This is a genomic window from Vibrio sp. D3, from assembly GCF_043995865.1.
In the GTDB taxonomy this organism is placed as follows: domain Bacteria; phylum Pseudomonadota; class Gammaproteobacteria; order Enterobacterales; family Vibrionaceae; genus Vibrio; species Vibrio diabolicus.
In genome coordinates this window covers 1113459-1126259 of record NZ_CP171886.1, presented here as the reverse complement: position 1 = coordinate 1126259, position 12801 = coordinate 1113459, and the positions used below count along the sequence as shown (strand labels likewise).

Here is a 12801-nt window from a genome sequence, read left to right as displayed (position 1 = left end):
TCAGAGAAATTAAAAAGCCGCCTTGGAAAATCCAGGCGGCTTTCTTTTTATCTCGATGAATCGATAGTTATGGCAAGTCAAATAGCAGGGCGGTTGTGCTCTCGTTTGATGTATTGCGTAAAACAGCCTTACTTTGCTGTTCGATCTTCGCGCCGTCGCCCGCCGTCAAGGTGGTATTGTCGATGCTAAGGCTCCCCGTTACTTGGTGAACGAATAAGTTTCTACCCGATTCTATCTCAAAGTTAAGTTCGCTATTTGGTTCAAGAATTAACTGATGTAATGTGGCATCTTGCTTAATAAGTAGCGTACCGTTTTCTCCTGTTGGAGTCGCGATAGTTGTTAATCCAGGCGTGCGACCAAAGTCTTTTTGCTGATAACCTGGTTTGGTTCCAAATGTATTTGGCTGAATCCAAATTTGTAGAAAGCGCAGCGTGTCGCGGTTCGACGCATTGTACTCACTGTGGTAAATCCCTTTCCCTGCCGACATGAGTTGGAATTCCCCGGCGGGTAATGTTTTCACGTTACCTTCGCTGTCTTTGTGCGCGATAACACCTTCCAGCACATAGCTGATGATCTCCATATCACGATGGCCATGTGTATCAAAACCTGCGCCAGGTTGGACTACATCGTCATTGATGACTCTCAATTCAGAAAAGCCCATATGTTGTGGATCGTAATAGCTACCGAAAGAAAACGTATGTTTGCTATCAAGCCAGCCAAAGTTTGCTCGACCTCGGTCTGCTGCATGTCTTACCGTAATCATAGAGCCTCCTTAAGAGAGCTTTTTGTTTAAGAAGTTATCTAATGCTGCTTTACCTGCGCCAGAGAACGCCAGAGAAACGCTCGCTGCCAGTAATGCTAAGCCAAACTCGTAACCGTTGTTTGCCATGAACAAACCGTTTTCAAAGTGGACGGAGAATATCGCTACCACCATCGTGAACGCCAAAGCAACCGCTGCTGGTCGAGTTAGCAGACCAAGTAAAATGAACAAGCCGCCAAAGAACTCTGCGCTGCCCGCAAGTAACGCCATGAGCACGCCAGGACCTAAACCGATAGATGCCATCCACTGACCAGTGCCTTCTAGCCCGTAGCCACCAAACCAGCCAAACAGCTTTTGTGCGCCGTGCGCCATAAAGATAATGCCGATTGGAACGCGAAGTGATAGTGCGCTGTAACCTGCGTTTGATGTGGTAATTTTCTGTAATAGTGCTTTCATGATTCTGTCCTCTGACTCTTTTCAATGAGTGGGAAGCGTGTGCTCCCGTGCTGTTGAGAACAGTTTAGGTGGCGGTGAGAATAAAAATAACGGGAGTATTTTGATAAACTCGTTCTAAAAAATTGAATAATGGATTTTTGTTATTTTTAATCAGTTGCTTGAGTGTTTTTTATGAGTTTTTTTATGCCAGTTTTGTCGTGTTTTAAATCAGGTTCCATCATTATTTTCGATAAACATTTTTGCTGTTAAACAAAAAAAAGAGCACAGGTTGCTGTGCTCTATTGCTTTCGCTATTAACAAGGGAGAAAGGTGTGTTAAAGAAAACCGTCAGAGGTTCATTAAGCTCTCTAGTGACTCCTCTACATTGTTGTAGTGATAGGTTCGAATATTACGCCCATCCGTGGCATTAATTTGAATTTCTGAGATCTCGTTATCTGAGTCTCGTTCGATAATTCCAATTGAATGATCTACGGATTTACTGGTAATAACCTTTTGGTTTCTTAGTACAATTACGCAAGTGTGTAAGTCCATGCCAATTCCCTTTAGCCGACGTTGTTGTGATGTTCTGAATCTAACTTTAGTGTACAAAAGCGCTAATGCCAATAAATCTCAATATTGAGTTCCGAAAATGGCTAATGGTAGGCGCTTAAGCAAGCTACAATAACACTATATTGAACGATGCCTATGAACAATAAATGACAAAAGGCATGAGCAAGGAAAGCACTATGTTTATTCACCCCCATACCTCATTGACTTTCGAGCAGTGTCATAAGGCGCGAGTCGCGCGAGACAGCCGTTTTGATGGGCGATTTTATGTGGCAGTGAAAACAACGGGGATCTTTTGTCGCCCAATTTGTCCGGCTAATTTACCTAAAGAAGAAAATGTAGAGTACTTCACCGATAAAGCGCAAGCTCTCCAAGCGGGGTACCGTCCTTGTTTGCGCTGTCGACCTGATAGCGCGCCGGGTTCTTGGGCATGGAAAGGCGTAGAAACGACCTTTCAACGAGCGATTTCGTTAATTGATCGAGGGGAACTGCATCACCACTCGGTGTCTGAGCTAGCAGAGCGTGTTGGGATTTCGGATCGCTACTTACGTATGTTGTTTGAGCAGTATCTAGGCATGTCACCCAAGCAGTATGCGCAATATCAACAATTAATGTTCGCCAAACAGTTGCTTCATTCCAGTTCTATGTCGGTCACCGAAGTGGGGTTTGCGTCTGGTTTTAACAGTACACGCCGCTTTAACGATGCTTTCCAAAAGTTTCTCAAACTGACGCCTTCTCAAGTCCGTCGCAAAGAGTTTGACGGTATGGGTAGCAATCGAATTGCCTTGCCTTATCGAGGTGAATTGAATTGGCAGCACATGTTGAACTTTTACCGTTTACGAGCGATTGAGGGGGTTGAGCTGGTGAGTGATGAGAGTTATCAGCGCAACGTTTTTTTGGATAACAGCAAAGCCTGGTTTAAAGCGACAAAAGGTGAAGGATACTTAGAACTGGCGTTTGAAATTGAAGAAGTAACGAAGCTGCAAAACTTGGTGTCTGACATTCGTCGTATGTTTGATCTTGACGCTGATATTTGTACTGTTGAGCAGCATTTGGAGTATGTCGCGCCTGGGCTTGTGTCGAGTAAAGGTATTCGTGTTCCTGGTGTATGGAATGCATGGGAAGCAGGGGTTAGAGCGATTTTAGGCCAGCAAGTGTCGGTTAAAGCGGCGATTGGTCAACTTAACTTATTGGTGACCACACTTAGTGGAGAGTCAGAAAAACGCTTTTTCCCGACACCAGATGCGATAGCTAATACCGACGTGAGCTTTTTGCGCATGCCGCAAAGCCGTAAAGAGACGCTAGTGCGCTTCGCCCAGTTCATGCAGGACAACTCAGAAGCCGACCCCCTGCAGTGGCTAGCTTTGAAAGGCATTGGACCTTGGACAGTCAGTTATGCTCAACTGCGAGGGCAATCTCAACCCGATTGCTTTTTAGATAAAGACTTAGTGGTGAAAAAGGCGATGCAGCGTTACCCATCACTGAATACGCACACTGCGGCCCCTTGGGGAAGCTACGCGACGTTTCACTTATGGAATCAATCATGAAAACATTTTATACCGAAATGCCGAGCCCATTAGGAACGGTGACCATCCAATCTAACTCTGAGGGCTTGCTTGGCATTTGGTTTGAAACATGCACCACTAAGCCGAGTGAACTGGGAGCGCGAGACGATCAACACCCGATTTTGCGCCAAGCTGTTACCCAGTTGAATGAATATTTTTCTGGCCTACGTAATGAATTTGAGCTGCCTTTGGCGGCTACAGGCACGGATTTTCAAAATCAAGTTTGGCAGGCACTAACGACCATTCCATACGGCGAAACGTGGAGCTATCAAGATCTCGCCAACGCGATTGGCAACCCTAAAGCTGTGCGCGCTGTTGGGTTGGCAAACGGAAAAAATCCTATTTCTATCGTGGTGCCTTGTCATCGCGTTATTGGCAAAAGCGGTAAATTGACAGGGTATGCTGGTGGAGTAGAGCGCAAGCAACGTTTACTTGCGTTGGAGCAAGGTACACCGCTTTAAGTGAGGCGATTCTCATATTGTGATTAAGCGTGCTGCACAGGGGAAACGATAGTGTAGAGCATGCCGAGCGCTGCGAAGCCATTTGTCAGCAAAATGGTGGTGATGTGTTTGAGCTGTTCCATGCGCATGATTTGCTGATGCAAGTGCACTTCCATCTTAGCCAGAAATATAAAGCTAAATTGGATGAAGAGATGCAGCAGTACTGCAAAACGAGCTCGTTGACGTAGATCTTAGCGTTGAATGAAAAAAGCCCCGAGCGAATGGCTCGGGGCTCATATTTTGTAAGTTCACTCATTACACGATGTTGATTAAGCTATTTGCGCTTTTGCCTGGTATCGTCCTGGTTTATGGTTCATCGCCAAAATCAAGTTTGTCGCCGCGGCACCTAGGACGGATAGAGCGATAAGGTGCACATCCACAATGAACAGCGACATCACTACGATGGCACAATCGAGCGCCATCTGAACTTTACCCGCTCTAATCCCAAAACGTTCCTGAAGGTACAACGCTAGAATGTTAAAACCGCCTAAACTCATCTTGTGGCGGAAAATCACCAACATACCTATTCCAATTAACCCACCACCTAGAAGTGCCGCATAGAAAGGTTCGATTCGTGAAATTTCAATCACATGGTGCAGATGATCGACCGCAAAAGAAACAATCGAGACCGCAATGAAGGTATTAATGGTGAAGCGCCATCCCATGCGCATTACAGACAAAATATAAAAAGGGAGGTTGAGAGCGAAAAATATCTGACCAAAGCTGAAGTCACTCACTTTGGTAAGGAAGATCGCCAAACCAGCCGTACCGCCAGTGAGCAATCCTACTTTGCTGAAAAATATTACCCCAAGCGACACTAACGCACTGCCGAGCGTCAGAGCCAAGAGGTTCTCTCTTAGGCTATGATCTTTATCCATAAAATTTTTTCCTTGGTTTAAAAACCGCGCCGGAGACAACACGTCCATCCAGCGAGATAAACAGTTGCCAAAATAGCAACTAACAAATCGGCCAATAAAATGTCGCGAAAAGTGATGAATGTCGAGTTTTTGGACAAGATTGTGCTGATGCTAGCCTGTTTAACATAATGTACACAGGTAGAAAAACAACAAGGAAAAGTTATGATTAAGAAAGTCGGCACTACCCAAATCAACGCATTACATCGACTGAGTTGTCACTGCGGAAAAGTTGAGCTGGAACTTGCATTACCTAATGGTATTGAGAAGCCGAGACGATGTGATTGCTCCATGTGTCGACGTCGCGGCGCGATTGTGGCATCTGTGCCTCTGAATGGTATTCGTATCGTGCAAGGCGAAGACGTTTTGAAGCTGTATCAATTTAACACTCGCACAGCGAAGCACTTTTTCTGTGGCGAATGTGGTATTTATACGCACCATCAGCGTCGCTCTGACCCGAGTGAGTACGGCTATAATGTCGGCTGTTTAGAGGGCGTCAACCCATATGAATTGGGAACTATCGAAGTGATGGATGGCGTTAACCATCCATCCGACAGTTAGGTTATATCGCAAGTTAAGCGCCTGACTCACGGTGCTTTTAGGTAAATAAACCGCTATTCATCCACAAGTGCACTGCAATACTGGCGGCATAACCCAAGGCGATGACGGGAGCCCATTTTAGGTGGCCAAAGAAGGTATATTGACCACGCGCGGCTCCCATTAATGCGACACCTGCCGCAGAGCCAATTGAAAGCAAGCTGCCCCCCACACCCGCAGTCAATGTGACAAGTAACCAGTTCCCCATCGACATGCTTGGTTCCATAGTCAGTACAGCAAACATAACCGGAATGTTATCGACGATGGCAGATAGAACACCAACCATCACGTTGGCCCAGACAGGGTTCCATTGGTTGTACATGACGTTTGAAACCAGTTCGAGATAGCCAAGTAAGCTCAAACCGCCGACACACATCACTACGCCGTAGAAGAACAGCAAGGTGTCCCATTCTGCGCGAGATACACGGTGGAACACGTCAAACGGAACGACTGAACCTAAGCGTTTTAATGCGTGATCGTCGCCATTGGCAATTGCCATGGCCGCTTTTTTTGCCAAGGAATGTTTGAGTGTTTGGCGTAAGAAGTAGCCGAAAAATTGTAAGTAGGCCAAGCCCATCATCATGCCCATAACGGGTGGGAAGTGCAGCAAAGCGTGGAAAGAGACTGCGGTGGCAATCGTCAGAATGAATAGTGCGACAATGCGTCTCGCGCCGCGTTTCAGTTCTACGTGTTGGTGAATCGTATTCGGTTTGGTGTTTGGAACAAAGAGTGACATCAAAAATGCAGGAACCAAGTAGTTCACCAGTGACGGGACGAATAACGGGATGAATTCAGCAAAGCTGACATGCCCGGCTTGCCACACCATCAGGGTCGTAATGTCACCAAATGGGCTGAATGCACCGCCAGCGTTGGCAGCGATAACAATGTTGATACAGGCAAGATTCACGAATCTAGGATTATCACCAGAGACTTTCATCACCACAGCGCACATCAAGAGGGCTGTGGTTAAGTTATCGGCAATCGGTGAAATAATAAAGGCGAGAAACCCCGTCAGCCAAAACAGCTTTTTGAAGCCAAAGCCTTTGCCGACCATCCACGCCTGTAAGGCATCGAAGAGTTTGCGCTCTTCCATAGCATTGATGTAAGTCATCGCTACTAACAAAAACAGCAGCAGTTCCGCGTATTCCAACAAGTTGTGCTCTAGTGCGGATTTGGCGATTTCTGGCTGGTTGTGTTGAGCAAAGGTGTAGCCAATTAGAATCCAAATTAACCCTGCAGCGAGCAGCACAGGCTTGGATTTTCTCATTTTCAGATACTCTTCCAACATAACCAGTATGTAAGCAATCGAAAAGATAATGAGAGCCGCGTAACCGACACCAGAATTAACAAGGTTCAGTTCATTGGTGGGGGCAGCAAAGGTGGCGCTAGAGAACAACAAACAGCAGAAAGCTACAATTGGATAGATTGGCATAGACATTTCTCCTTTGTCTGGTTGGAGAAATATTAGCCACAAATTAATGAGTTAGTTGTGAGAGAGCTCGAATTAACAGTAGGAGTTAGGAAATGATAGTGTGCGCCACTATTTTCTGAGTGACGCAATGCTTGCTGCGCCAAATAAAACCACAGCGGCATACAAACCGTAAGTTAACCAATGGCTAATCTCTAAAAAAGGAACGAGTCCTTGACCTGCCCACATACAGCCTCCGTTTAATGAGCAATGTTGTAATAGTCGAGCCAATTTAAAGGAAATGAACAATGTTTTTTGTGAGTGACGGCAAATTCTGAAGGATTAGAAAGTCAAAAATTGGTCAGTGAGAGAGAAATCTCATTTTTAACTGGCTAGCTCTAACCCTTTTGAGCTAGAGCTAGCTATATCGAGCGCTGAATGGATTTAGCGCAGCAGCCATTTTCTCAACGGCGAAGCCTCAATTGCTTTCACAAGTATTATGGTTGCGACAATCGTTGCAGGATAAATAAATGCGTCTTTCGCGAGGTGTTGCAACCCGATAAATCCAGCGACATTCATCATTATAATTATCACAAGCAGATGGCTAACATAAATGCCTAACACGCTAGGAGATAGTTTGAATACCCAAGGCATATCGCCAAAATGTGGGTGGACTAAGAGCCACATAAAGACACCCAGGGCCCAGATAACAGTACCAAACAGGAAGTCGTGAGAATTAAAAGCGACCTCGTGTTGCATTAGCCAATAAGCTTCACCAAAGTGCAGCGCCATACCAAGAAGAATGCATCGAATCGTATTGTTTCGCGACCATCGCCACTGTTCTTCTCGTGCTAGATAACCCAGTGTTACCAGCAACGTACTGAAAAACGGCCCATTACGAGTAAAGAAAGGCGCTGGCAGGTCGGTAATGGTCGAATAACTGCCAGCAAACACGCCGTATATGTATAGCAATACGGCGGTTGGCAGTACCAATTGAGCCATATTGATATGCACGAGGAAGGCAATTAAGGCAACGGCAATAACCAGAGCTGGAATAAACCACAGGTGAACGAGCCCGCCTTCGACGAGTGAATTGAGCGGGGTCGACATTAAGTAGCCCCAGTAGCCCTGCCTTTCGGCGAGATACCCCGCCTCAGCGACAGTTTGCCACTGGAATGGCATCAATAAACTGATCACGCTCCAAATGAGCCAAACCTTCATCAGTGGTTTGGCGTAGTTTTTTAGTGTTTCGATAGGTGCGCGGCTTAGCTTGGGCTGGATAAGATAACCAGAAATGAGAAAAAACAGTGGCACAGCAAAACGAGCCAATTGGTTGAGTATATAGCCAACCCACGGTATTCCATCCCATTGCCAGTATGTCAGGGCCATCTGGCAGTGCAATCCTATAATTGCAAACATCGCAATAATACGCGCAAACTCTAAGCTGGCTATTTTTTGTTTCTTTGCCATTACATTACTTACCTAAATAAAAAAAACTTAGGTGAAAGTAGCAGGTTGTGGCTGAATTAATGCGTGAAAAAGTCAACAGACTCGCGCTTACACTGAAGCTGTGTTTAAATTTAAGACTTACTTCAAACTTCTTAATTATTAACCCATTAACCAACTCAATACGTGATTAGCGAGTCGAAAATGACACTAATGTATGGTTAGACCAGTTAACTCTAGATTGCAAAAAAGAACGATCGTGCTAAAAATAAGATTATGCAAAAAGGAAAAGTGACAAAAGAGTTTATTCTGCAACGGGCTTTTGAGATCGCCAGCGAAGACGGATTAGAAAGTCTTACGATTGGTGAGTTAGCCAAGCAATGCGGTATGTCGAAAAGTGGTCTGTTTGCCCACTTCAATTCGAAGTTGAATTTACAACTATCGGTATTGGAGCACGCCAATAAAGTGTTCGCCGCCCGAGTTATTGAGCCTGTTCGTGAAGCAGGGGATGGCAATATCGAACGTAAAATTCGAGGGTTGCTCGACTCTTGGATGACTTGGAACCACGCATTTCAAGGAAGTTGTATGTTTCTAGACGCTTGGAATGACACGGCAGATAAAGATTGCCCACTTCAGGCCGGACTGCGTAAATCCATAGACACTTGGCTGAGCTACTTGGAGATCCAAATAACGAAAGGCAAAGAGAAGCAAGAATTTGCAGCAGACTTAGATACACGCCAAGCAACGTTTGATTTATACGGTCTTTATTTGAGTGCGCATGTTTTTTACTCAATTAAAGGTGAGGAAGAAAGCTTGCGCCTGTTTTGGCAAGGGATCGACAACTTATTTTCTCGCTGGAAAGGCTGATACCAGTTATTCGCTTTCCAGATTTGTAGACATAAAATCATAAAGAGCGGCTGAGTTCGCTTTTTCTTATCAGTATAAAAAGCACGACCGTTCTATTTTTTGTGCGAAGCTGATAGTTAAGGACATAATCATGAGTGAAAAAATTTACTTTAATACATCGCAACGTTTCAGTATTAAGCGCAGTTTGGTGAACATCAGTACGCGTTTACACCATACGCTGGCCCCTTCCCATGCAAAGAATACCGCGCGTAAGTTGCTCCTGACACCTGCTCGCACAGCACCTAAAAACACCGAACCTCAAGGACTTGCCAAGGGTGAAATTAAAGGGCATGCAGGCATTATCAAAACCTACACTTTGGGCTCTGGACCTATTTGGGTGTTAACTCATGGTTGGTCTGGCACCGCAAGTCAGTTTTATCCGTTGATGGAACATATTGCGTCGAAAGGTTTCACCGCTTTGGCATACGATCATCCAGCACATGGTGAGAGTGAAGGGCAGTATGGGCACATTCCGGGTTTTGTCAAAGGGTTAGAAGATGTGTTAGATACGGTAGACGATATTGTTGGTCTAGTTGGGCACAGCATGGGCACCGCTTCTGCTCTTGAGTGCAGACATAGCAAATTAGAAAACAAGCCTTTACTGCTTATTGCACCGGTATTGAATTACGTAGAGAACCTATTCGGTAGCATTGCGCGTTCAGGTTATTCGATGAAGCTTTTTAATGCTGTGGTTTCAGAAGTTGAAGATCAATTTGGTTACCCATTACAGTCAATTGATCCGCTAAAGCGTTTGGCTGAGCGCTCGTCTCCAGCCATCATTGTTCATGATGAGCAGGATAAGTTCACTAAGTACAGTATTTCTGCACAAGCCGCTGAAGAGATTGAAAATGTTGAGTTAGTGACAACGCAAGGTCAAGGCCATGGCCGAGTGATGAAGTGTGCACAAGTCTTCAGTAGTTTTGACCGTTTACTCGATCGTTCTTGGTAATCTTCATGCTTGCTAATTGGCTCGATCCGTTTTGGGCTAATTCGATTTGAAAGTAATACCTCGGATGGTTTTTCGTCTATGGTATCGCTTTTCTCGTTATGAGATAAAAACAAAAAAGGACAGCCGAAGCTGTCCTTTGATCGTTAACTTTACAGAAAATCTGCAAGGTCGGGCTTAGTTACAGTTAGCTACGCCAACTTCTTTCCAAACGCCCCATTCGCCAGATTGGCTAGGATCGTCACCCTGAGTCCACCATTTCGCTTCCCAAGTTTTACCTGCATGAGTGACTTGGTTGCCGCCTGTGTACACTGCGCTTGCATCCCATGCGTTGTCACAGGTACCAGGGTTTGGATCGGTGGTATGCTGTGCAACAACAACAGTTGCGCTTGCCGTTGAAGACGCTTTGCCATCGCTCACACTTACGGTAAAGCTTAGGCTAGTGTCTTGCGGGTATTCAGCAGCAGTGAAAGTTACTTTAGAACCTTCAACCGTTGCGTTCAAACCTTGAGGCAGCGTCCAGTTGAAAGTAAGAGTATCGTTGTCTGCATCGCTAGAGGCTGACGCATCTACAACCACAACGTCACCAGCGTTTGCTGTTGCTGGAGCAACAACTTGCGCTACTGGCACATTGTTCGCTGGGTCAACCACACCTGCTGGCTTCACCGTTACTACAACAAGGTCAGATGCCGTTGCACCTTCGTTGTCAGTCACTGTCAGCTTGAAAGTTAATTGCTCCTCAACAGTAACTTCTGCTGCATCAAAGCTTGCTTTCGCTGTGTCTGCGCCTGCTAGTACCACTGCTGTACCAGATACTTGTTCCCACGCGTAACTCGCGATAGTACCGTCAGAGTCTTTCGATAGGCTACCATCTAGAACCACATTTGCAGGGCCAGTTACAGATTGATATGCGCCAGCAGCTGCGGTTGGTTTACGGTTTGGTTGAGGAACCACACCGCCAGCCATACCTTCGTGCATTGCGTTGAGAATGTCGCCGTTATCCGCGTCGATTTCCCAAGAGAATAGACCCGCAAGACCTAGAGACTTAGCGTAGCTACCTTTTGCTAGCACTGAGCGGTGGTCATCAAATGTGATCAACTCGCCCGTAGTGCGGTTCCATACCCATGGTGCTTCTGCTTGTGCATCATAGCCGTACTCGAAGCCGTTAATGCCAGTGTTGTTGGCACCTAGCATGAATGACTTAATGCCTTTGTAGTCAATTACGCCATCTTCCCAAACACCTTGCGCTGTACTGCCCTTCAGTTTACCTGTAGCAGTACCTGTCATTGGGTCATTTGGATCGGTTAGCGTATCTGGAGTGACGCCTTCCCAGCCACGACCGTACATTGCTGTACCAAGTACTAGCTTGTTCGCAGGAACGCCTTGAGCAAGAAGAAGCTGGATGCCGTTATCTGCTGTGTAAGCAGGACCTTTGTACGGTTCGCCGTTCTCATCAACGCCACTACCGTCACATTGACCAGGGCGCATGAATGAACCACAGTAAAGCGCAGTCTGGTGACCAGGAACGTTGTTCCAACCGCCATAGAAGTCGTAAGTCATCGCGAAGATGTAGTCCATGTATTGAACCGCATCTGCATAGTCTACGTCTTCAATCTTGTCGTAACCGACACCGATAGCTGACGTTAGCTCGTAAGTTCGACCTGTCTCAGCTTCTAATTCATCAAGCATTACGCGCAATTCACGCATCAGTGCGATGTAAGCTGGGCCATCGTTTACAGGGTCGCCCTTATCCGCGGCTGCACCGCCGCCACCAGGGAATTCCCAGTCGATATCAACACCGTCGTAGAATTTCCAAGTTTTCAGGAACTTCTTAACCGATGCGACGAATGTGTCTCGGTTTTTCTTGTCTACGAAATCGAAGAATGGGTCAGACAGTGTCCAGCCACCGATAGATGGGATGATTTTTAGATCAGGGTTACGTTGTTTCAATGCCATTAGCATTGCGTAGTTACCCTTGATAGGTGTGCTGTATTCATGACCAGCTTGTGGGAAGCTCTTCTGATAAGCAGCCCAAGGGTCGTGGATCACGACTTCATAATCAGGTACACCTGTACAAGCAGTTTGTAGTGCATTAAAGCTGTTGCCGCCAACAGACTTCACAGACTCATTTGGGCCACAAATTGGGATAAAACCGTAAAGGATGTGAGTCAAGTTGTCGACTGGCATGTTATCGACCGTGTAGTCACGACCATAGATGCCCCACTCAACAAAATACGTACCCATCACGACGCTTGGATCGGTATTGTACGTTTTGTTGTTTGGATCAACATTCATCGTCAGTGGCTTCAAGTGAGAACCATCGGTATCTGCAATCGTGATTTCAGCTGGTGCGCTTTTCGCACAACCTGTCGCATCACACGCCTCGATTTCCATTTGGTATAGGCCGCCCTGACCATATTCAAATGTCGCTGTTGTTTGGCTACCAGTGATTGGGCCGGTTGCTACTTTTGCACCATCAAAATAGACGTTGTAAGTATCACCTGGCGTGCCACTCCACTGGTTAAACTTAACAGTGATCTTCGCTTGCTCATGGTATTTCACCATGTCGTAGTAGCCTGACGTGGTTTCCATCGCGAGTTCAATTTTAGAAAACTGAAGGTTGTTGGAACCGTACATATCGATACTTGGCGCGGTTGGAGCCGCAACTGCAGCACCTGATAGTGCTAAAGCAACGCCAGCTGCACATAGGTTAAATCGAATCATAACTTCTCTCTCAATCCTTGGATTCATGTTCTA

At 46.0% G+C, this 12801-nt stretch carries 13 protein-coding genes; 6 read left to right on the top strand and 7 right to left on the bottom strand.

Annotated features, from left to right (window positions below):
* Positions 1 to 67 precede the first annotated feature (67 nt).
* The 3 genes from ACHFJ9_RS04950 to ACHFJ9_RS04940 all read right to left on the bottom strand — a co-directional run bounded on the left by ACHFJ9_RS04950 (position 68) and on the right by ACHFJ9_RS04940 (position 1747).
* A complete protein-coding gene (locus tag ACHFJ9_RS04950) occupies positions 68 to 763 on the bottom strand; it encodes a pirin family protein (RefSeq protein WP_048625520.1) in 696 nt (231 codons plus the stop codon).
* A 9-nt stretch (positions 764 to 772) separates the two neighbouring features.
* Positions 773 to 1216, bottom strand: coding sequence for a DoxX family protein (locus ACHFJ9_RS04945; RefSeq protein WP_005374434.1), 444 nt, complete (start codon positions 1214 to 1216; stop codon positions 773 to 775).
* Positions 1217 to 1543: 327 nt separating this feature from the next.
* Positions 1544 to 1747, bottom strand: coding sequence for a hypothetical protein (locus ACHFJ9_RS04940; RefSeq protein ID WP_017633816.1), 204 nt, complete (start codon positions 1745 to 1747; stop codon positions 1544 to 1546).
* Between the two features lie 194 nt (positions 1748 to 1941).
* On the opposite strand from ACHFJ9_RS04940, the gene ACHFJ9_RS04935 reads away from it, so the two are divergent.
* The 3 genes from ACHFJ9_RS04935 to ACHFJ9_RS04925 are packed head-to-tail and all read left to right on the top strand — an operon-like array spanning position 1942 to position 4015.
* Positions 1942 to 3309: an AlkA N-terminal domain-containing protein gene (locus ACHFJ9_RS04935; RefSeq protein WP_395354036.1), complete on the top strand. Its 1368-nt coding sequence runs from the start codon at positions 1942 to 1944 to the stop codon at positions 3307 to 3309.
* Positions 3306 to 3788, top strand: a complete 483-nt coding sequence (locus tag ACHFJ9_RS04930; RefSeq protein ID WP_256899284.1) for a methylated-DNA--[protein]-cysteine S-methyltransferase — start codon at positions 3306 to 3308, stop codon at positions 3786 to 3788. The genes ACHFJ9_RS04935 and ACHFJ9_RS04930 overlap by 4 nt, the downstream gene beginning before the upstream one ends.
* Before the next feature lie 29 nt (positions 3789 to 3817).
* A complete protein-coding gene (locus tag ACHFJ9_RS04925; protein WP_395355371.1) occupies positions 3818 to 4015 on the top strand; it encodes a hypothetical protein in 198 nt (65 codons plus the stop codon).
* Positions 4016 to 4096: 81 nt separating this feature from the next.
* Here ACHFJ9_RS04925 and ACHFJ9_RS04920 read toward each other — a convergent pair whose 3' ends face one another.
* A complete protein-coding gene (locus ACHFJ9_RS04920) occupies positions 4097 to 4705 on the bottom strand; it encodes a YitT family protein (protein ID WP_395354034.1) in 609 nt (202 codons plus the stop codon).
* A gap of 201 nt (positions 4706 to 4906) precedes the next feature.
* On the opposite strand from ACHFJ9_RS04920, the gene ACHFJ9_RS04915 reads away from it, so the two are divergent.
* On the top strand, positions 4907 to 5302 hold the full coding sequence (locus ACHFJ9_RS04915; protein WP_053809316.1) for a GFA family protein: 396 nt from the start codon (positions 4907 to 4909) through the stop codon (positions 5300 to 5302).
* 37 nt (positions 5303 to 5339) lie between these two features.
* Here the strand turns inward: ACHFJ9_RS04915 and nhaD are convergent, their stop codons facing one another.
* Together nhaD and ACHFJ9_RS04905 are read right to left on the bottom strand one after the other, a co-directional pair.
* Positions 5340 to 6770 (bottom strand): sodium:proton antiporter NhaD, encoded by a 1431-nt coding sequence (gene nhaD / locus ACHFJ9_RS04910; protein WP_005392020.1) that lies wholly within the window; start codon positions 6768 to 6770, stop codon positions 5340 to 5342.
* A 420-nt stretch (positions 6771 to 7190) separates the two neighbouring features.
* Positions 7191 to 8216 (bottom strand): acyltransferase, encoded by a 1026-nt coding sequence (locus tag ACHFJ9_RS04905; protein ID WP_301640726.1) that lies wholly within the window; start codon positions 8214 to 8216, stop codon positions 7191 to 7193.
* A 252-nt stretch (positions 8217 to 8468) separates the two neighbouring features.
* Between ACHFJ9_RS04905 and ACHFJ9_RS04900 the strand changes: the two genes are divergently transcribed.
* Together ACHFJ9_RS04900 and ACHFJ9_RS04895 are read left to right on the top strand one after the other, a co-directional pair.
* On the top strand, positions 8469 to 9059 hold the full coding sequence (locus ACHFJ9_RS04900) for a TetR/AcrR family transcriptional regulator (protein WP_005392013.1): 591 nt from the start codon (positions 8469 to 8471) through the stop codon (positions 9057 to 9059).
* A gap of 130 nt (positions 9060 to 9189) precedes the next feature.
* Positions 9190 to 10047, top strand: a complete 858-nt coding sequence (locus ACHFJ9_RS04895) for an alpha/beta fold hydrolase (RefSeq protein WP_005392011.1) — start codon at positions 9190 to 9192, stop codon at positions 10045 to 10047.
* Between the two features lie 174 nt (positions 10048 to 10221).
* Here ACHFJ9_RS04895 and ACHFJ9_RS04890 read toward each other — a convergent pair whose 3' ends face one another.
* On the bottom strand, positions 10222 to 12768 hold the full coding sequence (locus tag ACHFJ9_RS04890; RefSeq protein WP_395354030.1) for a glycosyl hydrolase family 18 protein: 2547 nt from the start codon (positions 12766 to 12768) through the stop codon (positions 10222 to 10224).
* Positions 12769 to 12801: the final 33 nt, after the last annotated feature.

Coding starts and splice junctions, on each gene's coding strand:
- ACHFJ9_RS04950 (WP_048625520.1), bottom strand. CDS start 763: ATGATTACGGTAAGACATGCAGCAGACCGAGGTCGAGCAAACTTTGGC.
- ACHFJ9_RS04945 (WP_005374434.1), bottom strand. CDS start 1,216: ATGAAAGCACTATTACAGAAAATTACCACATCAAACGCAGGTTACAGC.
- ACHFJ9_RS04940 (WP_017633816.1), bottom strand. CDS start 1,747: ATGGACTTACACACTTGCGTAATTGTACTAAGAAACCAAAAGGTTATT.
- ACHFJ9_RS04935 (WP_395354036.1), top strand. CDS start 1,942: ATGTTTATTCACCCCCATACCTCATTGACTTTCGAGCAGTGTCATAAG.
- ACHFJ9_RS04930 (WP_256899284.1), top strand. CDS start 3,306: ATGAAAACATTTTATACCGAAATGCCGAGCCCATTAGGAACGGTGACC.
- ACHFJ9_RS04920 (WP_395354034.1), bottom strand. CDS start 4,705: ATGGATAAAGATCATAGCCTAAGAGAGAACCTCTTGGCTCTGACGCTC.
- ACHFJ9_RS04915 (WP_053809316.1), top strand. CDS start 4,907: ATGATTAAGAAAGTCGGCACTACCCAAATCAACGCATTACATCGACTG.
- nhaD (WP_005392020.1), bottom strand. CDS start 6,770: ATGCCAATCTATCCAATTGTAGCTTTCTGCTGTTTGTTGTTCTCTAGC.
- ACHFJ9_RS04905 (WP_301640726.1), bottom strand. CDS start 8,216: ATGGCAAAGAAACAAAAAATAGCCAGCTTAGAGTTTGCGCGTATTATT.
- ACHFJ9_RS04900 (WP_005392013.1), top strand. CDS start 8,469: ATGCAAAAAGGAAAAGTGACAAAAGAGTTTATTCTGCAACGGGCTTTT.
- ACHFJ9_RS04895 (WP_005392011.1), top strand. CDS start 9,190: ATGAGTGAAAAAATTTACTTTAATACATCGCAACGTTTCAGTATTAAG.
- ACHFJ9_RS04890 (WP_395354030.1), bottom strand. CDS start 12,768: ATGATTCGATTTAACCTATGTGCAGCTGGCGTTGCTTTAGCACTATCA.